The sequence below is a fragment of the Enterobacter cloacae complex sp. IR5401 genome (assembly GCF_049238425.1).
Classification (GTDB): Bacteria; Pseudomonadota; Gammaproteobacteria; order Enterobacterales; family Enterobacteriaceae; genus Enterobacter; species Enterobacter hormaechei_C.
In genome coordinates this window covers 362,730-386,070 of record NZ_JBMKHN010000001.1, presented here as the reverse complement: position 1 = coordinate 386,070, position 23,341 = coordinate 362,730, and the positions used below count along the sequence as shown (strand labels likewise).

Here is a 23,341-nt window from a genome sequence, read left to right as displayed (position 1 = left end):
CGTCCATGATGAAATACATTAGAGATAGCCTTGCATTAAGTGCTTTGGTTAAAAGTAAAATGGCGACCGATGATCTCAACCAGCTTGAAACATTAAAAGAACAGTTAAAAGATCGGTTCGGCGTTCCTGTGGGCGTCCATATGACAGGAATTCCTTTGGCAGTGAGCACGTTACTGGCTATTTTTTGCTACGCCATGCTGCAAGTGTCCCTCTGGTTGTTGCTGTTTCGCTGGCTCGGCTTACCCGAATTTAAGGTTATGATGGGAGTATTCATTGCAGCGATTGTGTATTGTCTGGTAGTGATGAGCACGATGTTTCTGACTACACGAGGTTCTTTACCTGGATATAAACTGCATATTTTCGTCATTACGCTGACAGGCATAATGAGCATCATTTATTTCATCTGGACGGGGATTTCGCTTTTATTCGGCCCTGTTGAGAACTACACACCGCAAATAACCTCTTTGCTGGGGCTGGGATGTTTCTTTCTGAACATTATGTGGATGAATTCATCGATTTTTTACCGCTCCATTGCGCTAACGCTACATAATCGGGTCTGGCGTAAGCAGCTCAAAATCGAGGCAAGGCCAATGTCACACCTCAAACGTTGACCACAATAGTCAATTGAGCGGCAGTAGTATGCACTGTAAGCGCTACGGGGTTCTTTAGTCGATTTCAAAGCCCTTACGCGGGCTTATTTTTTGCCTTTCATCCTGTTCTTACCCGCTTTTTCCCTCTCTGGGATACACTCTTTCTATAGCTAAAAAAGGGAGCAACCCGGATGGCAACCTATCCAGACAGTTTATTAATTCTTAACGGCAAGAGTGCAGGCAACGATCTGCTGCGCCAGGCGATTACCGAATTGCGTGAAGATGGCGCGCGCATTCACGTGCGGGTGACCTTTGAAAAAGGCGATGCGGCGCGCTATATCGATGAAGGTATCAGGTTAGGCGCTGAGACCATCATTTCCGGCGGCGGCGACGGAACGATCAACGAGATCGCCGGTGCGCTCATTGACCTCAACGCCGCAGCTCGCCCGGCGATGGGGATTTTACCGCTCGGTACCGCCAACGATTTTGCCACCAGCGCCGGTATACCTGAGGATTTAGGCAAAGCACTGCAACTGGCTATCCTCGGGAAAGCGACCGCCGTCGATATTGCGCAGGTGAATGAAAGAACCTGCTTTATCAATATGGCAACGGGCGGTTTCGGCACGCGGATCACCAGCGAAACACCGGAAAAACTGAAAGCCGCGCTGGGCGGCGTTTCGTATCTCATCCATGGCCTAATGCGCATGGACACCCTCAAGCCCGACAGCTGTGAAATTCACGGTGAGAACTTCCACTGGCAGGGCGACGCGCTGGTGATTGGTATCGGCAACGGGCGGCAGGCGGGGGGCGGTCAGCAGCTTTGCCCGGAAGCATTGATCAACGACGGTCAATTACAGCTGCGTATTTTTACCGGCGACGGGCTGCTGCCTGCGCTGTTTACGACGCTGACGCAGCCAGAGGAGAGCCCCAATATCATCGACGGGAAATCCGCGTGGTTTGAAGTGATCGCCCCACACGGCATGACCTTTAACCTCGACGGAGAGCCGCTCAGCGGCGAGCGATTCCGCATTGAGGTCTTGCCCGGTGCGTTGCAGTGCCGGTTGCCGCCGGACTGCGTGCTGTTGCGCTGATGTTTGACAGGGTGCGCGATAATGCCCTCTCCTTTGAGGGAGAGGGATACGGTGGCGTCAGGCAATCGTGACTTTACTGTCCAGATAGACATCCTGAACCGCATTAATCAGCTTCACGCCGTCGGCCATGGATTTTTTAAACGCCTTACGGCCCAGGATCAGCCCCATACCGCCCGCACGTTTGTTAATGACCGCCGTGCGCACCGCGTCGGTCAGGTCAGTTTCACCGCCTGCCGCACCGCCGGAGTTAATCAGCCCGGCGCGGCCCATGTAGCAGTTCGCCAGCTGGTAGCGCACCAGATCGATCGGGTTGTCGCTGGTCAGCTTGCTGTACACGCGGTCGTCGGTATAGCCAAAGTTCACCGCTTTATAGCCGCCGTTATTCTCGGCCATTTTCTGCTTCACGATGTCCGCGCCGATGGTTGCTGCCAGGTGGTTTGCCTGACCGGTCAGATCCGCTGATACGTGGTAATCCACGCCGTCTTTCTTGAATGACGCGTTACGCAGATAGGCCCACAGCACGGTTACCATGCCCAGCTCGTGGGCACGCTCGAACGCCGCGGAGATTTCTTCAATCTGACGTCGCGACTGTTCAGAGCCGAAATAGATGGTTGCCCCGACCGCCACCGCGCCCATGTTGAACGCCTGCTCGACGCTGGCGTACAGCGTCTGGTCATATTCGGTTGGGTAGCTCAGGGTTTCGTTGTGGTTCAGCTTGACGAGGAACGGAATGCGGTGAGCATAGCGGCGAGAAACGGAGGCCAGCACGCCATACGTCGATGCCACACAGTTACACCCTGCTTCAATCGCCAGCTCGACAATGTTTTTCGGGTCAAAGTAGAGCGGGTTAGCAGCAAACGACGCTCCCGCCGAGTGCTCTACGCCCTGGTCAACGGGCAGAATGGAGAGATAGCCGGTCCCGCCCAGACGGCCGGTATTGTAAAGCGTCTGCATGTTTCGCAGTACGGCAGGCGGACGGTTGTTGTCGACCATGACCCGGTCTACGTAATCATGGCCAGGCAGATAAAGCTGGTCGGCTGGAATGGTCATACAACGATGCTGTAAAAGGCTGTCGGCGTCTTTGCCAAGCAGCTGCGCAATATCAGTCATAGTGATGCTCCCGTAAGTCCGACATGATGTCGGAGCGTGTGATCCAAGCCCACGTTTTTGCAGGCAGACTAAGCCTGGTACCGACTTAACCTATTTTCCACCATTTGCAACTTTTTTAAGCACAATCTGCTGGCTCGTTTCGTGTACAACATTTTTGTTACACTGATCAAACAATCGCCTTAAAGGTATTTAAAAGGTATTATCACATGGTATGTTACATGCGTACCTCTGACATGCAGGATTAAAAAATGAAAACGAAAGTCCAACTGTCATTCATGATGTTCGTTGAATGGTTTATCTGGGGCGCATGGTTTGTGCCGCTGTGGCTGTGGCTGAGTAAGAGCGGGTTTACCGCCGGGGAAATTGGCTGGTCGTATGCCTGTACCGCGATTGCCGCGATCCTCTCTCCTATCCTGGTCGGCTCGCTGACGGACCGTTTCTTCGCCGCCCAGAAAGTGCTGGCCGTGCTGATGTTCGCTGGCGCGATTCTGATGTATTTCGCAGCACAGCAAACCCAGTTCAGCACCTTCTTCCCGCTGCTGCTGGCCTACTCCCTGACCTATATGCCGACCATCGCGCTGACCAACAGCATCGCCTTCGCGAACGTCGATGACGTAGAGGCTGATTTCCCGCGCATCCGCGTGATGGGCACCATCGGCTGGATTGCCTCCGGCCTGGCGTGCGGCTTCCTGCCGCAGATGATGGGCTATAGCGACATCTCTGACACCAATATTCCGCTGCTGATGACCGCTGCCAGCTCCCTTCTGCTCGGCGTCTTCGCGCTGTTCCTGCCGAACACGCCACCAAAGAGTACCGGCAAGCTGGATTTCAAAGTGATGCTGGGGCTGGATGCGCTGATCCTGCTGCGCGATAAAAACTTTCTGGTGTTCTTCTTCTGCTCGTTCCTGTTCGCCATGCCGCTGGCCTTCTACTACATCTTTGCCAACGGCTATCTCACCGAAGTGGGAATGAAAAACGCCACCGGCTGGATGACCCTCGGCCAGTTCTCTGAAATCTTCTTCATGCTCGCTCTGCCGTTCTTTACCAAACGCTTTGGTATTAAGAAGGTCTTGCTGCTGGGCCTGATCACCGCCGCCATTCGCTACGGTTTCTTTGTTTACGGTGGCGCCGAGCAATACTTCACCTACGCCCTGCTGTTCCTCGGCATTCTGCTGCACGGCGTAAGCTATGACTTCTATTACGTTACCGCGTACATCTACGTGGATAAAAAAGCGCCCGTGCATATGCGCAACGCGGCGCAGGGCTTGATCACGCTGTGCTGTCAGGGCTTTGGTAGCCTGCTGGGTTACCGTCTCGGCGGCGTGATGATGGAAAAAATGTTCGCATATAAAGAGCCGGTGAATGGGCTGACCTTCAACTGGGCCGGAATGTGGACGTTTGGTGCAATCATGATTGTGGTGATTGCCGTGCTGTTTATGCTGTTTTTCCGCGAATCGGATAAAGAGATCACCGCAATTGAGGTGGTTGATGGCGATACCGCGCTGACACGAGGGGAAGTTAAATGAAACAAGACCGTATTCTCGGTGCTCTTTACGGGCAGGCGTTAGGGGATGCGATGGGAATGCCGTCGGAGCTGTGGCCGCGCAAGCGGGTGAAAGCGCACTTCGGCTGGATCGACCGTTTCTTACCCGGCCCGGCTGAGAATAATGCCGCCTGTTACTTTAAGCAGGCCGAATTTACGGATGATACGTCGATGGCGCTGTGCCTGGCCGATGCGATTATCGAATGCGAGGGGGAAATTAACCCTGACGTTATCGGTAAGCATATTCTGGACTGGGCGCTGGATTTTGACGCGTTCAATAAGAATGTACTCGGCCCGACCTCCAAAATTGCCCTGAACGCCATCCGTGACGGCAAGCCGGTGAGCCAGCTGGAAAACAACGGCGTCACCAACGGTGCGGCGATGCGCGCCTCCCCGCTGGGATGCCTGCTGCCGGCCACGCATCTGGCGCACTTTGTGGAACAGGTTGCGTTAGCCTCCAGCCCGACCCATAAATCGGATCTCGCCATCGCCGGTGCGGTGGTGATCGCCTGGGCGGTTTCACGCGCTATCGACGGCGAGCGCTGGCAGAACATCGCCGATGCCCTGCCGGGTATTGCCCGTGCGGCACAGGAGGCGAACACGACCACCTTCAGCGCATCACTTTCCGCTCGTATTGAGCTGGCCCTGAAAACCGTGCGCGAAGCCAACGGTACCGAGTCCGCCAGCGAGCAGATCTATCAGCTTATTGGCGCGGGCACGAGCACCCTTGAGTCCGTTCCGGCGGCGATTGCGATGGTCGAACTCGCGGGCACCGATCCGAACCGCTGCGCGGTGTTATGCGCCAACCTGGGCGGTGATACTGACACTATCGGCGCGATGGCAACGGCCATCTGCGGTGCGCTGCACGGTGTACAGGCCATTGATCCGGCACTCAAAAACGAACTTGATGCCGTAAACCGGCTCGATTTCGGCCACTACTGTGAAAAACTGCTGCACTTCCGGGAGCACAGGGAGGGCGTATGAGTGCTTTTGCCCGCCGTCTCGAAACCCTTCACGCCACGCGTCCCGTAACGGTGCTCGGCGCGGCGGTCATCGACGTGATTGCCGACGCCTACGCTCTGCCCTGGCGCGGGTGTGATATCGAACTGAAGCAACAGGGAGTGAATATTGGCGGCTGCGCGCTGAATATCGCCATCGCCCTGAAGCGGCTCGGCATTGCTGCGCAAAACGCGCTTCCTGTCGGCCACGGCGTGTGGGCCGATATTATCCGTAACGCCATGGCGAAGCAGGATCTGCACAGCGCCGTGGAAGCGGAAACGGGCGATAACGGCTGGTGCCTGGCGCTGGTGGAGCCTGACGGTGAACGGACCTTTATGTCGTTCAGCGGCGTGGAGAATCAGTGGCAGCAGCGCTGGCTGGACGGGTTAAGCGTGCCGGCAGGGAGCCTGATCTCTTTGTCCGGCTACCAGCTGGCGTCCCCCAGCGGTGAGCTGCTGACGGCCTGGCTGGAAAGTCTTCAGGATGCGACGCTCTTTATCGATTTCGGTCCGCGCATCGCGGATATTCCCGACCCGCTGATGGCAAGGATTATGGCCTGCAAACCGATGGTCTCGCTTAATCGTCAGGAGGCGGAACTTGCCGCAGAATGGCTTGGCGTAAGCGTGGAAGAGCTCGGCACACGGTGGCAGCAGAGGTTTGGCGCTGCGCTGATCGTACGCCATGATAAAGACGGGGCGGTCTGGTATGACGGTGACGCTTCCGGACACGTTCCGGCGTTTCCTGCTACCGTGGTCGATACCATCGGCGCGGGTGACAGCCATGCGGGAGGTACCCTTGCCGGTCTGGCCGCGGGATGGTCACTGCCAGAGGCGGTGCAGCTTGGCAATGCCGTAGCCGCCTGGGTAGTCAGCCATCGCGGTGGCGACTGCGCCCCCACGCGCGAGGCCCTACTCCTCGCACACAAAGACGTATAGGTCGCTGCGGCAGTAGCTGATGCTGTACTCAATTGGCCGGTGCTGTTGATCGAGCGCGACTTGCTTGATCACCAGCACCGGTATCTTATCGTCCATCTTGATATGCGCCTGAAACTCGCTGTCCGGCATCCGGGCGCTGACGCGGGACCGGGTGCGCTGCGGAAAGATATTCTGGCTGCGGAAGTAATCATAAAGCGAGACGCCAATGTCGTCCGGGTTGGGAATTAATCCTACTGGTACCCAGGACTCCTCTATCGATACTGCATCGTCATCCACATAGCGGATGCGCTTAAGCAGAAATACATCACTGTCTGGCGCAAGGGAAAGGTGGCGGGCGATCTCCTCCGGACATTTCACGACGCGTTTATTAACCCACAGCGTGTTGGGCGTTTTGCCCCGCAGCACCACCTGCTGAGAAAACCCGCGCGCCTCTTTTAGCGAATATTCAAAGATATTGTTGATTTGCGTACCGTATCCACGCGCGCGGGTGACGACGCCAGCCTCTTCCAGCGCCTGCATCGCTTTACGCACCGTAATGCGCGACACACCGGCAAGCTGGCTCAGATCGCGCTCGCCAGGCAAAATATTACCGTGCGCGAGCACGCCGCTGCGTACCGCGTTTTTAACCGTTTCGGCAAATTTCAGATACAGCGGCGTGTTGTCCGGTGCGGCAATTCGTTCCTTGAGTTGAGCAATTAACCGGGTATGCGCTTGTTCCATCTCTGTTTTTCTCTGGCATAAGGTTTTATGCCAGTATACGGCTTACCACCATGCATGAAAATGGTGAACCGGCCCAATACCGTGACCCACTTCCAGAGAATCGGCTTTTGCCAGCGCGTCCGAGAGCCAGATCTTCGCCTCCTGTACCGTATCCGCCCAGTTCGCGTTTCGGGGACGCAGCGCCGCCAGCGCCGCCGAGAGCGTACAGCCCGTGCCGTGGGTGTTTTTGGTCTGTACGCGCGGGGCGGTGAAACGTTGCGCGCCATCGTGGGTGAAGAGCCAGTCCGGGCTTTCTGCATCATCGAGATGACCGCCTTTCATCAGTACCGCGCGACACCCCATCGCCAGCAGCGCATTGCCCTGCTCTTTCATTTCACGTTCGTTTTGCGCGTGTGGCGCATCCAGCAGCGCGGCGGCCTCAGGCAGGTTTGGCGTGATCAGCGCCACCTGCGGCAGCAGCTTTTTACGCAGGGTGTCGACGGCCGAGGCGGAGAGCAGCGGATCGCCGCTTTTGGCCAGCATCACGGTATCGAGCACCACGTTTTTTATCTGATAACGTTTGAGACGTTCCGCGACCGCTTCAACAATGTCCGCCTCTGCGAGCATGCCAATTTTGGTGGTGTCGATACGTACATCGCTGAATACCGAATCCAGCTGTGCGGCGACAAAATCCGGCTCAATGCGATACACCGACTGTACACCGCGCGTGTTTTGCGCCACCAGCGCGGTGATAACCGAACATCCGTAAGCGCCGAGCGCAGAGAAGGTTTTCAGGTCTGCCTGGATCCCCGCTCCGCCGCTGGGATCGGTTCCCGCAATAGTCAGGGCATTTATGCGTGTCATACCTGTTCCTCCAGCGCGTAAAGCGCGTCCAGAAACGCGGAGGAAAAGCTGCCGGGCCCCCGGCTTTGAGTCAGGGCAACTGACCCTGCGCGCTTCATAAAGCCGCAGGCAGCCGTCGCGTTATCAAGCCTGTCGCCAGGCAGCGAGCAGCATGCGGCGACGACCGCCGAGAGCGCACAGCCAGTTCCTACCACGCGGGTCATCAGCAGGTCGCCGCCCGCGACCGTACGGGTTCGCTGAACATCAGTGATGTGATCCACTTCTCCTGTGACGACCACAACGGCATGGGTCTGACGGGCGAGCGTCTGCGCAGCGGTCAACGCGCTCGCTGCCGTATCGGTGGAATCAACCCCGCGCCCGCCCGCACTCATTCCGGCAAGGGCGAGGATTTCGGAGGCGTTTCCACGAATGGCCGCAGGTTTAAGGGATAATATTTGCTGGCAAAAACGGGTGCGGAACGCCAGCGCGCCAACCGCAACCGGATCCAGAACCCAGGGTGTGCCCGCGGCTACAGCGCTCTCAATAGCCCGACGCATCGACTGGGCGCGCGGTGCGGTGAGTGTACCCACGTTGATGAGCAGAGCATCGGCAAGCGCGGCAAACTGTTCCGCTTCCTCGGCTTCGATCACCATTGCCGGGGAGGCGCCCAGCGCGAGCAGCACGTTGGCGGTGAAGGTCTGCACGACATCGTTGGTCATACAGTGCGTGAGCGGGGAACGGGTTCGGAATTGATGTAAAACGTGTGAGTCGAGCAGGTCAGGCTGCATGGTTTCGCTCCTGCCGTGCGTGAAGAAGCGATGACCGGGTAGGCATCTGACTTCCCTACGCTGGCATTATCCAGATCAGGTAATACGGGTATTTCTCAGCCTTCACAAAGAAGGGCACCCCGAGTCAAATTACTTATAAAACAGTTACTTACAAAATGGCATTTCGTAGTCATGTAGTGTAACCGGGGGGTAACCCGGGTGCAAGGAGTTTTGGGCTGTCCGTTAACCCCCTGTAACGAACAATAAACGACAAGATATTAACTACGCTCAATATGTATACATTATTGTTCAGTTAATTATCCCGCCATATTTGTTAAGAACTCATTAAATATAATATTCACTTTCTGTGCTGAGAAATTTTATTTTTATCCATAATGACTCACCGGGAGTGATTTTATAAGACAGCCCACCTGCTTTCGTATGAAATAAACTCAGGCATCAATGTAAACATTTATTTTGCAGAAATTTATTTCTGTCAATTACTTAATCTGACCCTCTCATTTTCCTCGTCATTTTCACTTTAATGTTTACATTAATAACAACCGCAAAATGACTTTTACGCCCTCGGAACTATTCATAGTATTTATGACTTAGATCAACATCATTGGTTTGCGTTTAATTGATAGTTCACTCTCGTTACTAAATAAGATTTAGATAATCTTCAACCGTTTTGTAAATCCAAAAAATAAAGCTGTTCAGCTTCAGTATTTTCGATAATTAATGATGTGAGCTTTTTAAATGAAATCTATGAATAAAAACTTTACTGCTATTTTTGTAATGGGCATTGTCTTAGCGGGTACAATGAGCCAGGCTGAAGCCGCGAATACGGTTTGGGACGATCAGCAAATCACTAATATTGTAAATGACCATCAGGATCAAATTACACAAAACAACGCTGATAGTATTAACCGTGATAGCGCAACGGATAACCGCTTAACGCAGGTTAACGACGACCTTCAGTCCACAAAACTGGGCGTGTTAGTCGTGGATAAAATGGCTAACGACGCACATCAGAAAGCGTTGCTTGCTGGCGCACTTGCCGATACCGCCAGTCTGAAAAGTGAGACGGCCTTACAGGGTGTGGCGACTAACGGCACAGCCATTATCAACCTTCAACACGTCGATAATATTCAGGATAGCCGCCTTACTGCTCTCGAAAATGCACCTAAACCCATCAACGGTACAGATGGAGCGAAAGGTGATAAAGGGGATACCGGTGCGACTGGCGCAAAGGGTGATAAAGGGGATACCGGTGCGACTGGCGCAAAGGGTGATAAAGGGGATACCGGTGCGACTGGCGCAAAGGGCGATAAAGGGGATACCGGCGCGACTGGCGCAAAGGGCGATAAAGGGGATACCGGTGTAACTGGCGCGAAGGGTGAAAAAGGCGATGCTGGCGCGACAGGTATGAAAGGTGATAAGGGTGATACTGGCGCACAAGGCATTGCGGGAAGAAACGGTCGCGACGGTGCAGACGGTCATAACGGTAAAGATGGTGTGACAACCACCGTGACACAACGACAGCTGGATACAGCTACCCAGGCGAAGGTCGCTAAAAATAGCCTGGCTGTTACTGCCGCCACGCAGGATCTGCAAGCCACCAGGCAGTCATTACAGGCAATGAATACTAACACCAGCCAGCAATTTAAATCTCTGCGTGATGAAGTGGACAATAATAAGAAGCAGGCTAATGCCGGTATTTCAGGGGCGATGGCGATGGCGGGTTTGCCACAAGTGCAAACCAATCAGCGCGTCATGTTCTCTGCTGGTGGTGCGACTTACAACGGTGAGAGCGCGCTTGCTGTCGGTGCGTCCGTTAACTTTAATTCCCATGTCATCGCGAAAGTGAGCTTCTCAGATGACACTGCGAATAATATGGGCGCTTCGGTTGGGATTGGTATGGGCTTTTAAAGCGTAAAAAAATCGTCGGGACAAGTATAAAGCCTCATTTTGCGGATAAGCATTTCGTTGATACAAAAAGATGTCTAAATATATTTTTATTTCGGTAGCCCTGTATCTAATGCTGATTTCGGTCGGGATCTGGATCGGCGTGATGTATGTCTCCTGGTATTTGTGTCGTTTTTAAGGCAATAAAATGAAAAAATTAATGATGTTAGTCATAAGTGGTACCGTGCTTGCAGGTTGTGTCTCGCCTGCGCACGCCATAAACGCCCATTATCGCGCTCAATTAGAACGTTCGGGATGCACGCAAATTAGCGCTGGCGATGGCTCTTGCGATGTCAGCAAAACCAAAGCGGAAAACACGGCACAACACGAACCAACGGCATCCGTTCACGATCCCCTGCGTGAAGCCTCGTTCTCGTCGGATACGGTTAACGCCACGCTTTCTAACGGCTTTTTTAGCGCTACCGTGAACGGCAAAAAAGCCAGCGTTAAACGTCTGAATGCGAATTTCTATGAGATCCATGGTAACGGTTTTGTGATATCGATAAGCCTGGATGAAAACGGTATTACGGACGCGTCATGGAATAAAACGAAGGGACGCGAACACGGCGTTTTACGCGTTAGTCAGAAATAAACAGCGTAAGGAGGCTCTCTGCCTCCTTTTCGCCTGCCAATCGCACGATTTGTCACACTCTTTTGTCTGATTTTACAATGCTGACAAATCATACGTAAGCTGCTGTTTTTATTTAGCATAAAGTGCAATCTTCCCCATACAAACGGCGTTCTTCCCTGCCCTGTGCCCTGTGTCACAAAACAGTAAACAAATTAACCATTGAGCCCGGTGACAAAAGGCTCTATATTGGCGGCGTTTTTTTCAGGCCCCATCTGTTTTTTAACTTTTTATTCAATCGTGGCTCATAACGAAGCGGCGGTTGTAGGAGTGATATGATGACGGATAAAGTCCGTATTGACACCGTAGATGCCCACAAAAGCAACGAAACCTATCTGGCCCGTCAGGCCGAATTTGAATCTAACGTCAGGAGTTATCCGCGCAAACTGCCTTTAGCGATCACAAAAGCAGAAGGCGTGTGGATCACCGATGCAGATAATAATGAATACCTTGACTGTTTAGCAGGCGCAGGCACCCTCGCGCTTGGACACAATCATCCTGATGTGCTGAAAAGCATCCAAAATGTCATTACCAGCGGCTTGCCGTTACATACCCTGGATCTGACCACGCCGCTGAAAGACGCGTTTTCAGAATACCTTCTCTCTCTGTTGCCTGGTCAGGGCAAAGAGTACTGCCTGCAATTCACTGGCCCGTCCGGGGCTGACGCCGTTGAAGCGGCGCTGAAGCTGGCGAAAAAAGTGACCGGTCGTAGCGGTATCATCAGTTTCTCTGGTGGTTACCACGGTATGACCCACGGCGCACTGTCCGTCACCGGCAACCTGTCTCCTAAAGAAGCGGTTGACGGTATGATGCCAGAAGTCCAGTTCATGCCTTACCCACACGAGTACCGTTGCCCACTGGGTATCGGTGGTGAAGCGGGCGTGAAGGCGCTGACCTACTACTTCGAAAATCTGATTAACGACGTTGAAAGCGGCGTGCGTAAACCTGCCGCGGTGATCCTCGAAGCCGTTCAGGGTGAAGGTGGCGTGAACCCGGCACCTGTTGAGTGGTTGCAGCGCATCCGTAAAGTCACTCAGGAACACGCTATCCTGCTGATCCTCGACGAAGTCCAGGCTGGCTTTGCCCGTACCGGTAAATTCTTTGCCTTCGAACACGCAGGTATCGAGCCAGACATCATCGTGATGTCTAAAGCAGTCGGTGGCGGTCTGCCGCTGGCCGTGCTCGGTATCAAAAAGCAGTTCGATGCATGGGCGCCAGGCCACCATACCGGTACCTTCCGCGGCAACCAGCTGGCGATGGCAACCGGTCTGACGACGCTGAAGATCCTGAAAGACCAGAATATCGCGAGCAAAGTGGCCGCACAGGGCGAATGGCTGAAAGGCCAGCTGAAAGAGATGGCGAAACGCTATCCGGTTATCGGTCACGTTCGCGGTCTGGGCATGATGATCGGTATTGAGATCGTTAAGCCGCACGAAGCCGCTGACCAAATGGGTTGCTTCCCGGGCGACGGCGAGCTGTCTGCACTGATTCAGAAGAAGTGCTTCGAAGCAGGCTTGATTCTGGAGCGTGGCGGCCGTAACGGTATCGTTCTGCGTCTGCTGCCTTCTCTGCTGATCAGCGATGACGAGCTGAAAGTCTTCCTGGATAAATTCGAGCAGGCACTGCTTGCTGCGGGCGTTAGCCCGGCGTAACCGGAGTTATTGATTACGATGTCTGATTCAAACCCAATTTTGTTCTCCTCTGCGCAGAGCATTGAAGCTTACCAGCAGGCGATTGAACAAAGCACTCAGGCTGTGATGCAGTGGCTTAAACAGCCTGAGATGTACCAGGGCAAAACGGTCGCGGAGCTGCGCGACCGTATTAAGCTGGATTTCAACCCGAAAGGGCTGGGCAACGAAGCGGCGATTGAACGCGCCGTGGAGTTCTTCCTGAAAGACAGCTTGTCCGTTCATCACCCGCAGTGCGTGGCGCATCTACACTGCCCAAGCCTGGTGGTTAGCCAGGCGGCGGAAGTACTGATTAACGCCACCAACCAGAGTATGGACTCCTGGGATCAAAGCCCGTCCGCAACCATCATTGAGATCAAACTGATCGAGTGGCTGCGTACCCGCGTGGGTTATCAGGCTGGCGACGCAGGCGTCTTCACCAGCGGCGGTACCCAGAGTAACCTGATGGGGCTGATGCTGGCGCGTGACGCGTTCTTTGCGCGTCAGGGCCATTCTGTTCAGCAGGACGGTCTGACAGGCGATCTGCGTAAGATCCGCGTTCTGTGCTCGGAAAACGCACACTTCTCCGTGCAGAAAAACATGGCGCTGATGGGTCTGGGCTACCAGTCCGTGGTGCAGGTGAAAACGGACGAATTTTCCCGCATGGATCTCACCGATCTGGCGGCGAAAATCGAACAGTGCAACGCGAACGGCGAGCAGATCCTGGCGATTGTGGCCACGGCCGGTACGACCGATGCGGGTGCTATCGATCCGCTGCGTGCTATTGCTGAGCTGGCTGCGAAACACAATATCTGGGTGCACGTTGATGCGGCCTGGGGCGGCGCGCTGCTGATGTCTGAGCAGTATCGTCACTACCTGGACGGTATCGAGCTGGTGGATTCCGTCACCCTGGACTTCCACAAGCAGTTCTTCCAGACCATCAGCTGCGGTGCGTTCCTGCTGAAGGAAGCGCGTCACTATGAGCTGATGCGCTATCAGGCGGCCTATCTGAACTCTGAGTTCGATGAAGAAGCAGGTGTACCTAACCTGGTCTCCAAATCTCTGCAAACCACGCGCCGTTTCGACGCGCTGAAACTGTGGATGAGCCTGGAAGCGCTGGGTCAGGAGCAATACGCGGCAATCATCGATCACGGCGTGACGCTGGCACAGCAGGTTGCGGCTTACGTGAAAGAGCAGTCTGCTCTGGAACTGGTGATGCAACCCCAACTGGCAAGCGTGCTGTTCCGCTTCCGTCCGCAGGCGCAAATGGATGACGCCGGTATTGCCCTGCTGAACCAGAAAATTGGCGATGCGCTGCTGGAGTCTGGCCGTGCAAACGTCGGTGTGACCGAGCATAACGGTATCACCTGCCTGAAGCTGACTCTGCTGAACCCAACCGTGACGCTGGAGGATGTTAAAGTCCTGCTGTCTCTGGTTGAGCGTACCGCGCAGGAAGTGATGGCGAAGTAATGCTTATCCCTCTCCCACCCGGGAGAGGGATTGTTTTTCCCGCTCTAACGCCTGTCTCCTTTTTTCCTCGAAGCATAACCGTAATCACACTGGCTGTACCCCGAGCTGTAAAACAGCGCTGCGGATTTAACAATATCGTTGAGGATTGTGCCGCTGACCTTCACACCAACATGCTGGAGACGTTTAACAGTATTCTCCATCTCTTTCACGCTGGTTTTATCGAAACGGGCAACCATTAGCGTTGTTCCGGCTGCTCTGGCGACCAGCGAGGCATCGGTGACGGCCAGGACTGGCGGTGTATCGATGATGACAATGTCATATTGCTCGTTAACCCAGGACATGATGTCAAGGAAGCGTTCGCTTAACAGCAATTCTAACGGACGCAGGGGTTCCGGGCCGCAGGTGATGACGTCAATCCCCGCTTTTTCAGCATGCTGAATGACCTCTGTAAAGTCGCATTTCCCTTCGAGCAGGCAGGACAATCCGTAGCGGTTCTCCAGGCCAAAAATATTATGAACATAGCCCTGGCGCATATCCGCATCAATAAACAGCACCCGCTGACCGCTCTGCCCGGCGACGGCCGCCAGATTCGTCGCCACGAGCGTTTTTCCGCAGTCCTGAGTGGGGCCAGAAATCATCACAATGCGGTTCTCAGCCTCCATCATGGCGAAATACAGACTGGTTCGCAGCCCGCGTACCGCTTCAACAAACATATCAGCAGGGCGATCGACGGGCAGGAAAGGCACATCCGAGGTTTTGTGTTTCCAGCGACGAGAGAACGGATTTTTTCTGCGCAAATGCGTTTTACTCCACAGCCACTGGGAACGTGGCAACGTAGCCAGAACCGGCAGCCCCTGCGCTTCCAGCTGCTCGGAAAGCGTGATCCCACGTTTGAACGCCTGGCGTACCAGCACGGTCCCCATTGCGAGCATTAGGCCGAACAGCGCACCAAGAATGATGATTAACGCTTTTCGCGGCTTTATCGGATCCGGGTGCGTAACCGCCTCATCAATGATCCTCACGTTCCCGACAGCGCTGGAGCGGGAAATATTCAGCTCCTGCTGACGCGTCAATAGCTGTAAATAAATGGTGCGGCCCGACTCAACATCGCGGCTCAGGCGTAAAATCTCCTGCTGCGTGGAGGGCATAGCTGACACACGGTTATTCAGGCGATCCCGTTCCCGCTCAAGGGTCTGTCTCTTTTCATGCAATGCACGATAGGTAGGGTGACTCTTTTTAAAGAGCTGGGAGATCTCTGCCTCCCGGAACGTCAGCTCATTTAGCTGGTTCTCAACGTTCACTACCTGATCCAGTACGGATTTTGCCTCTAAAGACAGATCCACCGAGTCACGCTGCGCCCGATAAGCATTCAGCCGTGCTTCAGCCTGATCCAGATCCGCTCTGATTTTCGGCAACTGCTCTTGTAAAAAATCCAGACTACGAGAATCCTGAGCCTCCTGGCGCGCGATATTTTGCTGAAGATAATTGTCAGCAATCGCATTCAGCACCCGGGCGATGTTGTCAGGATCTTCACCCGTCAGGGTTAAGGTCACGATACCACTCTGTTTCTCCGACTCCGCAACCGTGAGGCTCTTCTTCAGGGCGTTGATCGTCTCCAGCCGCGTCAACGATTTAAGCGAAAATTGCGTGCCTGGCGTCGCCTCAATCGACGTCACCAGCAGAACGATCCCTTGCGTGACCAGCGTTTTCCCAACCCGACCGTCTGCCTTAATGTTTTCGCCCGTCAGGTGATATTTTCCCGCTTCCTGTACGGTCAGCGTGAGCTCTTGCGCTTTGCCTTCCACCTGCGGGATCTGGAGTTCGCCTAACGTGATCTTACCCTGCCCACGCCCTTGCAGACGCTGCCAGAGACGCCCCACCACAGGCAAAACGCGCTGCTTTGCCTGCTGCGTCAGACCTAATTTGTCGACGGTCTCGCCGAGGATCATGCGTGATTTCAGCAGTAAAATTTCAGGGGCAACATCCGGCGAAACATCGGTGCCCAGCTGACTCAACCCTTTAAGCAGACTGTTATCCTGTTTGCTTTCTATTTGCACCATGGCATCCGCCTGATAAACAGGGGGTGTAACCCAGGCATAGAGACCGGCGCATAGAGTGAACAGGAATATTACGCACAGAATCATCGTGCGGTGGTCGATCATCTCGACGAGCAAACGAACGAGATCGACTTCATGTTGTTGGGGTGCCGCTGCACCATAATTGTCTGTTGTGTAAGACGACATTAATGCTTCATTCCTTTCTGACCTAAACGACGTGCCCATTCCTGGCTGGCTTTACCCAATAGCCCGAACACATATTCAAACGCTTCCCGGCTTTTACGGTAGGGATCGGGGATATCCTGCGGCTCCAGCCATTGCCCAAAAAGCAGCGACTTTCCCCTGCTCTCCGGCGCCATGGCCGCAATGAAGCGAAGATGTTCCGGCTCCATCACCAGGATAAGATCGGCTCCCTGCATCAGATTGCGTGTCAGCCGGCGCGCCACATGACCGTCGAGGGAGATCCCATGCCGCCAGGCCACGTCCTGGGCGCTGTCATCCGCCGGGCACCCCTCAAGCCCGTATATCCCCGCCGAGGCGATATGTCTGTCGGGCAGGTGCTGGCGTAAAAGCCGCTCCCCAATCGGAGAACGGCAGATATTTCCGGTGCAAACCACGAGTATTGATTTGAACATTATTGCGGCCACGATCTGATGTAACGAACCGTTTCGGTAAGGTCATGCACCCCGCTGATGGTCGGAACAAGCTGTGATATCACGCGATTCCAGCGGGACAGTGGTGCAGTGGTGACATAGACAATGTCATAAGGCTCAAGCTGAAACTCGGTGCCTAACACCATGGCTGATGCGTCCTGAGCATTGAGCTGGTAGATGTTGGCAATTTTCTCTGAACGCTCGCTTTTCGGCAGCGAACGAATGACAAAAATTCCGGTGGCATCGGCCATATTCTGGTTCAGCCCACCCGCATTGCCCAGCGCTTCGGCCAGGGTCATGCCGCTGCGATCCATTTTCAGCGTGCTCTGTTTAACGACCTCGCCCATGACGAACACTTTCAGCGCATCGTTACGGGGGACAAACAGAATATCGCCGGGATAGAGCAGCTTATTTTGGGTGAGATCGCCATGCTGCATCAGCGCATATAGCGAGAGGCGCATATCCTTCCCATTATGCGTCAGCACGACATTGCGCCAGTCCGCGTCGGCAGAGAGCCCCCCTGCGGCGTTCACGGCATCCATTACCGTTAACGGGATATTGGTGATAGCCTGCTGCCCCGACTTCACCACCTCGCCCGTCACATAGGCTTTTTGCGAGCGGAAAGAGGCGACGCTGACGTCCACCTGCGGACTTTCAATGACATTGTTCAGCCGGGCCGTGATCTCCTCGCGTACCCGTGCGACCGTTTTGCCTGCCACCTGCAATTTACCGACATAAGGATAGAAAAGCGTACCGTCGGCATTAACCCAGTTACCGGTGTCACTGGCGCTGCGATACTGCCCTGCCGGGGTTGTCAGTTCAGGGTGATCCCAGACGGTGACGGTCAAAATATCCCCAACGCCGATACGGTATTCCCAGTTTTTGACCTGTTCATCCAGCTTAGGATTTGCCTGAGATTTAAGGGCCGATGGTCGCAATTTTTCAATTAACGAAGGCGTAAGAGGATAAACATCAATCCGCTTCTCCAGACGATCGTTTGCATTTTCTGTGGTCATCACCTGTTTTCCAGCAAGATCCAGATGCTGACCCGGTGAAAATACGCAGCCAGATAATGGCGTAATAATTAAAAACAATATCGAAAAGACTGTTGTGTTTTTCATTGAGTAAAAATTTCTTTTTATAGTATTGATTATCGAATACGTACCGAAATGATTCTTTCCATTCTAAAACAACCGCTTACCGCTAAATTAATTAACAGTGATGGCAGTAACATTTAAAAAACCACAGCATTCCTGCGGCCTGGCTTTTACAGCCATGCATCGTCTGACTTACGGATTAGGAAAGAGGGTTTCGGGCAATCTTAAATGTTCTATTCGTTTAATGCATGCCTGGATCTTTGTAAATTTGCTTTGAAAAAGTTTTTTCAGAATTAATTAATAAACCCATAATTATGTTATCTGCGTAAGCCAATATTTATTCATCGAAGAAATAATTAATGACGGTTGCGACTACACAAAACCGTGCGCTTTTGTTACATTTTTTGCAAACTCACCCTGTGAGGATACTTAAAATGAACTGTCTGCCATCCGTTTGCGGATCTGCACACAAAAAGTATCAGTAACGATATGACTGGAGAAAAAATGGCTAAGCGTAAATTGTTGCTTCTGGGTGTATTAGTGTCACTGGCGGGGGCCGCGCACGCTGCACCGCAAGCGTCGACAGCGCCTTCCGGCATCAAGGCCTACGAAGAACAAGAGTTTATTGCCGATTTTACGAAGTTCAAAATTGGCGACACCGCGCCCGCGCAGTATCAGACGCCCGAGTACACCATCAAACAGTACCAGCTACGTAACCTTCCTGCGCCCGATGCCGGCACACACTGGACCTACATGGGCGAGAATTATGTTCTGATTGGCGATGCCGATGGCAAAATCTACAAAGCCTATAACGGAGATATTTTCTATCACCGCTGATACGATCCTAATCCGTCCGTGGCAGGAGAGCGATCGCCCTTTCCTGCGCACGCTGTTCCTCCACGCCCGGCGTGAAGCCTGGCCGTGGCTGGACAGTTCTGCGTGGCAGCTTGAAGATTTTGACGCGGCAACCCTGGACGAAGAGATTTGGGTGGCGGAGCAGGATGGGCACCGACTTGGCTTTGCCTCAGTCTGGACGAACGATAATTTTCTGCACAACCTGTTTGTCGATCCGCAGTATCAGCGTCTGGGAGTGGGTCATTTGTTACTGGAACAGGTACAGAAGACATTTACCAGTACAGGCGCGCTGAAGTGTCTGGTGAAGAATGAACGGGCTATTGCGTTTTACCATCGCCACGGCTGGCACATTGAAGCGACGGGAGATTCTCCGGACGGGGAGTATTATTTGATGCACTATCGGCTTGGGTAAAGTCAGGTGGCGCTATGCTTACCTGACCTACAAAATCGAGGTAGGCCGGGTAAGGCAAAGCCGTCACCCGGCACTAACGCGCAGAGGCGTTACACCGCGCGGAAGGCGATTTCACCCGGGATCACTTCCCCCTGCCAGTAGAGCTGCGCCGCAACGCGCCCTGCAAGCTGGCGATACATCTGGGCAAATTCGCTGTCCGGGCGGCTGACCACCGTTGGTTTCCCGCTGTCCAGGTCTTCACGCAAGGAAATATGCAGCGGCATCTGCCCCAGCAGCTGGGTGTGATACTGCGCAGCCAGCTTCACCGCACCGCCGGTACCAAAGATGGGCTCATGGTGCCCGCAGTTGCTGCAAATATGCATGCTCATGTTCTCGACGATACCCAGTACCGGCACCTCTACCTTCTCGAACATGACGATGCCTTTTTTGGCGTCGATCAGCGCGATATCCTGCGGCGTGGTGACTACGACGGCGCCGGTAACCGGAATGTTCTGCGCCAGCGTCAGCTGGATATCACCGGTGCCCGGCGGCATGTCCAGCACCAGATAATCGAGGTCAGGCCACATTGTCTCCTGCAACATTTGCAGCAGCGCTTTGCTGGCCATCGGGCCACGCCAGACCATCGCGTTATCGTCAGTAACCAGATATCCAATGGAGTTGGTCGCCAGACCGTGCGCCACGATTGGCGCCATGTGGGTGCCGTCCGGCGAAGTTGGACGCTGGTTTTCCGCCCCCAGCATGTTTGGAATGGACGGGCCATAGATATCCGCATCCAGAATGCCGACCTTCGCCCCTTCTGCCACCAGTGCAAGCGCCAGATTCACGGCGGTAGATGATTTACCCACCCCGCCCTTGCCAGAGCTGACGGCGATGATGTTCTTCACGCCGTTAACGCCCGGCTGATTTTTCACGCGCTTGAGCGTGGCGATGCTGTGGCTTAGCTTCCAGTCAATTGCTTTTGCGCCAGTAATGCGCAGCAGCTCAGAGCTGGTTTGCTCTTTCAGGGCATCAAAGGCGCTGGTCCAGACGAACGGTATCTGTAGCTCGATGTGAAGCGTATCGTCCAGCCATGCGACGTGATGAAGCGCTTTCAGCGTCGTGAGATTGTGCTTCAGGGTTGGATGCTGAAAATTAGCCAGCGTCCCGGCGACCATTGCTCGTAAGGCTTCCGGTGATTTGGCCTGGGATTGAGAACTCATCCCGACTCCTTTGTTCTTGTGAATAAGACCTTAGACAAACAAGTTTACCTGAAAGGCCGCGGTTTGTGCTTACTTAATAATGCCCCTTTTGGTAATATCGAAAACCCTTTTCACAGTTAAAAGAAGTAATGCCTACTATGACTCAAGTCGCGAAAAAAATTCTGGTAACGTGCGCCCTGCCGTACGCCAACGGCTCAATCCACCTCGGCCACATGCTGGAGCATATCCAGGCTGATGTCTGGGTCCGTTACCAGCGAATGCGCGGCCACGAGGTGAACTTTATCTGTGCGGACGATGCCCACGGCACGCCGATCATGCTGAAAGCGCAGCAGCTGGGCATTTCCCCGGAACAGATGATCGCCGAAATGAGTCAGGAGCATCAGACCGATTTTGCTGGCTTTGACATCAGCTATGACAACTATCACTCCACACACAGCGACGAAAACCGCGAGCTGTCAGAGCTGATCTACACCCGTCTGAAAGAGAACGGTTTCATTAAAAACCGCACCATTTCTCAGCTGTACGATCCGGAAAAAGGCATGTTCCTGCCGGACCGTTTCGTTAAAGGCACCTGTCCGAAATGTAAATCCCCGGACCAGTACGGCGATAACTGCGAAGTGTGCGGCGCGACCTACAGTCCGACCGAGCTTATCGAACCGAAATCCGTGGTTTCCGGCGCGACGCCGGTGATGCGTGACTCCGAGCACTTCTTCTTCGACCTGCCGTCGTTCAGCGAAATGCTGAAGGCATGGACCCGCAGCGGTGCATTGCAGGAGCAGGTCGCGAACAAAATGCAGGAGTGGTTCGAATCCGGTCTGCAACAATGGGATATTTCCCGCGATGCGCCATACTTTGGCTTCGAAATCCCGAACGCGCCGGGCAAATATTTCTACGTCTGGCTGGATGCGCCGATTGGCTACATGGGCTCCTTCAAGAATCTGTGTGACAAGCGCGGCGACACCGTAAGCTTCGACGAATACTGGAAGAAAGATTCCGATGCCGAGCTGTATCACTTCATCGGTAAAGACATCGTTTACTTCCACAGCCTGTTCTGGCCAGCAATGCTGGAAGGCAGCAACTTCCGCAAGCCGACCAACCTGTTCGTACATGGCTACGTAACGGTGAACGGCGCGAAGATGTCTAAATCTCGCGGGACGTTTATTAAGGCCAGCACCTGGCTGAACCACTTCGACGCGGACAGCCTGCGCTACTACTACACCGCGAAGCTCTCTTCCCGCATCGACGATATCGACCTGAACCTGGAAGATTTCGTGCAGCGCGTGAACGCGGACATCGTCAACAAGGTGGTGAACCTGGCGTCACGTAACGCAGGTTTTATCGCCAAACGCTTTGACGGCGTGCTTTCTGCCGAACTGGCCGATCCTGAGCTGTATAAAACCTTCACCGACGCCGCCGCTGCGGTTGGCGAAGCCTGGGAAAGCCGTGAATTCGGTAAAGCCATTCGCGAAATCATGGCGCTGGCAGACGTGGCCAACCGCTATGTGGACGAGCAGGCGCCGTGGGTGGTGGCGAAACAGGAAGGTCGCGACGCCGACTTGCAGGCGATCTGCACCATGGGTCTGAACATGTTCCGCGTGCTGATGACCTGGCTGAAGCCGGTTCTGCCGCAGCTGGCAGCCCGCGCGGAAGCATTCCTGAACACCGAACTGACCTGGGATGCCATCCAGCAGCCGCTGCTCGGCCACAAGGTGAACACCTTCAAGGCGCTGTATAACCGCATCGAGATGAAGCAGGTTGACGCGCTGGTGGAAGCATCCAAAGAAGAGGTGAAAGCGGCTGCCGCACCGGTGACCGGCCCGCTGGCGGACGATCCGATTCAGGAGACCATCACCTTTGATGATTTCGCTAAAGTCGACCTGCGCGTGGCGCTGATCGAAAACGCGGAGTTCGTGGAAGGCTCTGACAAACTGCTGCGTCTGACGCTGGATCTGGGCGGCGAGAAACGTAACGTCTTCTCCGGCATTCGTTCCGCGTACCCTGATCCGCAGGTGCTGATCGGTCGTCAGACCGTGATGGTGGCAAACCTGGCGCCGCGTAAAATGCGCTTCGGCATCTCCGAAGGGATGGTGATGGCCGCAGGCCCGGGCGGAAAAGACATCTTCCTGTTAAGCCCTGACGAAGGCGCGAAGCCGGGTCAGCAGGTGAAGTAATAAAAAAGCCGGATGAGAATCCGGCTTTTTTTTGCCTGGCGGCGCTACGCTTGCACGGGCCGACGGGTTTTGTAGGCCGGGTCAGGCGAAGCCGCCATCCGGCTAAAAATCACCCCTTCTGGTTATGCACCCGCTGCGTCAACCCACGCAGGAAATAACGCAGAAATTGATCCCCACACTCGCGGTAATTCTTATGATCCGGCGCGCGCATCATGGCGGTGATTTCCGGCATCGACACGCGAAATTTCTGCTCGGTCATGATCGCCAGAATGTCGTCAGTTTTCAGGCAGAAAGCAATACGCAGTTTTTTCAGCACCGTGTTGTTATTCACCCGACGCTCCAGCGCCAGCTCAGGAGCAGATTCATCTTTGCCGCGCTTGTCGTAGATCAGGCCGTTCAGAAAGCCCGACAGAATGATGTCCGGGCAGCGAACAAAACCCTCTTCATCTTCTTTAGTCATCCAGGTGTCGAACCCGGCGGACGTGGATTCCATGTCGGAGAGCGCAAGAATGCGCACCATGTCATTATTGTTCGCTTTCAGGGTGTAGCGCAGGCTACGAAGAATATCGTTACTTAGCATAGAGCCT

The 23,341-nt window shown here is 54.3% G+C and carries 21 protein-coding genes and 1 riboswitch; of the genes, 12 read left to right on the top strand and 9 right to left on the bottom strand.

From position 1 onward, the window contains the following. Positions 1–5: 5 nt before the first annotated feature. Both ACOTX1_RS01760 and yegS read left to right on the top strand, forming a co-directional pair. Positions 6–611 (top strand): hypothetical protein, encoded by a 606-nt coding sequence (locus tag ACOTX1_RS01760; protein ID WP_023314522.1) that lies wholly within the window; start codon positions 6–8, stop codon positions 609–611. Between the two features lie 170 nt (positions 612–781). Then, positions 782–1,681, top strand: a complete 900-nt coding sequence (yegS, locus tag ACOTX1_RS01755) for a lipid kinase YegS (protein WP_023314523.1) — start codon at positions 782–784, stop codon at positions 1,679–1,681. A gap of 57 nt (positions 1,682–1,738) precedes the next feature. Here the strand turns inward: yegS and fbaB are convergent, their stop codons facing one another. Then, positions 1,739–2,791 (bottom strand): class I fructose-bisphosphate aldolase, encoded by a 1,053-nt coding sequence (gene fbaB / locus ACOTX1_RS01750; protein WP_000129585.1) that lies wholly within the window; start codon positions 2,789–2,791, stop codon positions 1,739–1,741. A 248-nt stretch (positions 2,792–3,039) separates the two neighbouring features. Between fbaB and ACOTX1_RS01745 the strand changes: the two genes are divergently transcribed. The 3 genes from ACOTX1_RS01745 to ACOTX1_RS01735 are packed head-to-tail and all read left to right on the top strand — an operon-like array spanning position 3,040 to position 6,268. Further along, complete coding sequence (locus ACOTX1_RS01745; RefSeq protein ID WP_003859236.1) at positions 3,040–4,317, top strand: nucleoside permease; 1,278 nt, start codon at positions 3,040–3,042, stop codon at positions 4,315–4,317. Next, on the top strand, positions 4,314–5,318 hold the full coding sequence (locus ACOTX1_RS01740; RefSeq protein ID WP_194303420.1) for an ADP-ribosylglycohydrolase family protein: 1,005 nt from the start codon (positions 4,314–4,316) through the stop codon (positions 5,316–5,318). Before ACOTX1_RS01745 ends, ACOTX1_RS01740 begins: the two co-directional genes overlap by 4 nt. Next, positions 5,315–6,268, top strand: a complete 954-nt coding sequence (locus tag ACOTX1_RS01735; RefSeq protein WP_003859240.1) for a PfkB family carbohydrate kinase — start codon at positions 5,315–5,317, stop codon at positions 6,266–6,268. Before ACOTX1_RS01740 ends, ACOTX1_RS01735 begins: the two co-directional genes overlap by 4 nt. Here the strand turns inward: ACOTX1_RS01735 and ACOTX1_RS01730 are convergent. From ACOTX1_RS01730 to thiM, 3 genes are read right to left on the bottom strand one after another with little or no spacing between them, the layout of a single operon-like run. Further along, entirely contained in the window at positions 6,242–6,988 is a 747-nt protein-coding gene (locus ACOTX1_RS01730; protein ID WP_003859242.1) for a GntR family transcriptional regulator, read from the bottom strand. The two genes, ACOTX1_RS01735 and ACOTX1_RS01730, sit on opposite strands and share 27 nt — an antisense overlap. A gap of 42 nt (positions 6,989–7,030) precedes the next feature. Continuing rightward, a complete protein-coding gene (thiD, locus tag ACOTX1_RS01725) occupies positions 7,031–7,831 on the bottom strand; it encodes a bifunctional hydroxymethylpyrimidine kinase/phosphomethylpyrimidine kinase (protein ID WP_003859244.1) in 801 nt (266 codons plus the stop codon). Beyond that, positions 7,828–8,598: a hydroxyethylthiazole kinase gene (gene thiM / locus ACOTX1_RS01720; RefSeq protein ID WP_023314525.1), complete on the bottom strand. Its 771-nt coding sequence runs from the start codon at positions 8,596–8,598 to the stop codon at positions 7,828–7,830. Before thiM ends, thiD begins: the two co-directional genes overlap by 4 nt. A 35-nt stretch (positions 8,599–8,633) precedes the next feature. Beyond that, positions 8,634–8,730, bottom strand: a riboswitch (TPP riboswitch). 615 nt (positions 8,731–9,345) lie between these two features. On the opposite strand from thiM, the gene ACOTX1_RS01715 reads away from it, so the two are divergent. The 4 genes from ACOTX1_RS01715 to ACOTX1_RS01700 all read left to right on the top strand — a co-directional run bounded on the left by ACOTX1_RS01715 (position 9,346) and on the right by ACOTX1_RS01700 (position 14,310). Continuing rightward, positions 9,346–10,509 (top strand): YadA-like family protein, encoded by a 1,164-nt coding sequence (locus tag ACOTX1_RS01715; RefSeq protein ID WP_072253469.1) that lies wholly within the window; start codon positions 9,346–9,348, stop codon positions 10,507–10,509. A 184-nt stretch (positions 10,510–10,693) separates the two neighbouring features. Continuing rightward, complete coding sequence (locus ACOTX1_RS01710) at positions 10,694–11,137, top strand: hypothetical protein (RefSeq protein WP_003859249.1); 444 nt, start codon at positions 10,694–10,696, stop codon at positions 11,135–11,137. 311 nt (positions 11,138–11,448) lie between these two features. Then, entirely contained in the window at positions 11,449–12,825 is a 1,377-nt protein-coding gene (locus tag ACOTX1_RS01705) for a diaminobutyrate--2-oxoglutarate transaminase (protein WP_032634206.1), read from the top strand. Between the two features lie 18 nt (positions 12,826–12,843). Continuing rightward, complete coding sequence (locus ACOTX1_RS01700; RefSeq protein WP_023314529.1) at positions 12,844–14,310, top strand: pyridoxal phosphate-dependent decarboxylase family protein; 1,467 nt, start codon at positions 12,844–12,846, stop codon at positions 14,308–14,310. 44 nt (positions 14,311–14,354) lie between these two features. Here the strand turns inward: ACOTX1_RS01700 and ACOTX1_RS01695 are convergent, their stop codons facing one another. From ACOTX1_RS01695 to ACOTX1_RS01685, 3 genes are read right to left on the bottom strand one after another with little or no spacing between them, the layout of a single operon-like run. Continuing rightward, entirely contained in the window at positions 14,355–16,553 is a 2,199-nt protein-coding gene (locus tag ACOTX1_RS01695) for a polysaccharide biosynthesis tyrosine autokinase (protein ID WP_023314530.1), read from the bottom strand. Then, complete coding sequence (locus ACOTX1_RS01690) at positions 16,553–17,002, bottom strand: phosphotyrosine protein phosphatase (protein WP_023314531.1); 450 nt, start codon at positions 17,000–17,002, stop codon at positions 16,553–16,555. Before ACOTX1_RS01690 ends, ACOTX1_RS01695 begins: the two co-directional genes overlap by 1 nt. After that, positions 17,002–18,141, bottom strand: a complete 1,140-nt coding sequence (locus ACOTX1_RS01685) for a polysaccharide export protein (RefSeq protein ID WP_032609687.1) — start codon at positions 18,139–18,141, stop codon at positions 17,002–17,004. The genes ACOTX1_RS01690 and ACOTX1_RS01685 overlap by 1 nt, the downstream gene beginning before the upstream one ends. A gap of 480 nt (positions 18,142–18,621) precedes the next feature. Between ACOTX1_RS01685 and ACOTX1_RS01680 the strand changes: the two genes are divergently transcribed. Beyond that, positions 18,622–18,954 carry an RcnB family protein gene (locus ACOTX1_RS01680; protein ID WP_003859260.1) on the top strand — a complete coding sequence of 111 codons (333 nt, stop codon included), beginning with the start codon at positions 18,622–18,624 and terminating at the stop codon, positions 18,952–18,954. After that, on the top strand, positions 18,905–19,384 hold the full coding sequence (locus tag ACOTX1_RS01675) for a GNAT family N-acetyltransferase (RefSeq protein ID WP_032609688.1): 480 nt from the start codon (positions 18,905–18,907) through the stop codon (positions 19,382–19,384). The genes ACOTX1_RS01680 and ACOTX1_RS01675 overlap by 50 nt, the downstream gene beginning before the upstream one ends. Before the next feature lie 89 nt (positions 19,385–19,473). Here the strand turns inward: ACOTX1_RS01675 and apbC are convergent, their stop codons facing one another. Further along, the gene (apbC, locus tag ACOTX1_RS01670; RefSeq protein WP_194303419.1) at positions 19,474–20,583 is read right to left on the bottom strand and encodes an iron-sulfur cluster carrier protein ApbC; all 1,110 of its coding nucleotides are present in this window, start codon (positions 20,581–20,583) and stop codon (positions 19,474–19,476) included. A 137-nt stretch (positions 20,584–20,720) separates the two neighbouring features. Here apbC and metG point away from each other — a divergent pair, with 137 nt between their 5' ends. Continuing rightward, entirely contained in the window at positions 20,721–22,754 is a 2,034-nt protein-coding gene (metG, locus tag ACOTX1_RS01665) for a methionine--tRNA ligase (protein WP_015572338.1), read from the top strand. A 109-nt stretch (positions 22,755–22,863) separates the two neighbouring features. Here the strand turns inward: metG and ACOTX1_RS01660 are convergent, their stop codons facing one another. Then, complete coding sequence (locus ACOTX1_RS01660; protein ID WP_003859267.1) at positions 22,864–23,334, bottom strand: DUF1456 family protein; 471 nt, start codon at positions 23,332–23,334, stop codon at positions 22,864–22,866. Positions 23,335–23,341 lie beyond the last annotated feature (7 nt).

Coding starts and splice junctions, on each gene's coding strand:
- ACOTX1_RS01760 (WP_023314522.1), top strand. CDS start 6: ATGATGAAATACATTAGAGATAGCCTTGCATTAAGTGCTTTGGTTAAA.
- yegS (WP_023314523.1), top strand. CDS start 782: ATGGCAACCTATCCAGACAGTTTATTAATTCTTAACGGCAAGAGTGCA.
- fbaB (WP_000129585.1), bottom strand. CDS start 2,791: ATGACTGATATTGCGCAGCTGCTTGGCAAAGACGCCGACAGCCTTTTA.
- ACOTX1_RS01745 (WP_003859236.1), top strand. CDS start 3,040: ATGAAAACGAAAGTCCAACTGTCATTCATGATGTTCGTTGAATGGTTT.
- ACOTX1_RS01740 (WP_194303420.1), top strand. CDS start 4,314: ATGAAACAAGACCGTATTCTCGGTGCTCTTTACGGGCAGGCGTTAGGG.
- ACOTX1_RS01735 (WP_003859240.1), top strand. CDS start 5,315: ATGAGTGCTTTTGCCCGCCGTCTCGAAACCCTTCACGCCACGCGTCCC.
- ACOTX1_RS01730 (WP_003859242.1), bottom strand. CDS start 6,988: ATGGAACAAGCGCATACCCGGTTAATTGCTCAACTCAAGGAACGAATT.
- thiD (WP_003859244.1), bottom strand. CDS start 7,831: ATGACACGCATAAATGCCCTGACTATTGCGGGAACCGATCCCAGCGGC.
- thiM (WP_023314525.1), bottom strand. CDS start 8,598: ATGCAGCCTGACCTGCTCGACTCACACGTTTTACATCAATTCCGAACC.
- ACOTX1_RS01715 (WP_072253469.1), top strand. CDS start 9,346: ATGAATAAAAACTTTACTGCTATTTTTGTAATGGGCATTGTCTTAGCG.
- ACOTX1_RS01710 (WP_003859249.1), top strand. CDS start 10,694: ATGAAAAAATTAATGATGTTAGTCATAAGTGGTACCGTGCTTGCAGGT.
- ACOTX1_RS01705 (WP_032634206.1), top strand. CDS start 11,449: ATGATGACGGATAAAGTCCGTATTGACACCGTAGATGCCCACAAAAGC.
- ACOTX1_RS01700 (WP_023314529.1), top strand. CDS start 12,844: ATGTCTGATTCAAACCCAATTTTGTTCTCCTCTGCGCAGAGCATTGAA.
- ACOTX1_RS01695 (WP_023314530.1), bottom strand. CDS start 16,553: ATGTCGTCTTACACAACAGACAATTATGGTGCAGCGGCACCCCAACAA.
- ACOTX1_RS01690 (WP_023314531.1), bottom strand. CDS start 17,002: ATGTTCAAATCAATACTCGTGGTTTGCACCGGAAATATCTGCCGTTCT.
- ACOTX1_RS01685 (WP_032609687.1), bottom strand. CDS start 18,141: ATGAAAAACACAACAGTCTTTTCGATATTGTTTTTAATTATTACGCCA.
- ACOTX1_RS01680 (WP_003859260.1), top strand. CDS start 18,622: ATGGCTAAGCGTAAATTGTTGCTTCTGGGTGTATTAGTGTCACTGGCG.
- ACOTX1_RS01675 (WP_032609688.1), top strand. CDS start 18,905: ATGGCAAAATCTACAAAGCCTATAACGGAGATATTTTCTATCACCGCT.
- apbC (WP_194303419.1), bottom strand. CDS start 20,583: ATGAGTTCTCAATCCCAGGCCAAATCACCGGAAGCCTTACGAGCAATG.
- metG (WP_015572338.1), top strand. CDS start 20,721: ATGACTCAAGTCGCGAAAAAAATTCTGGTAACGTGCGCCCTGCCGTAC.
- ACOTX1_RS01660 (WP_003859267.1), bottom strand. CDS start 23,334: ATGCTAAGTAACGATATTCTTCGTAGCCTGCGCTACACCCTGAAAGCG.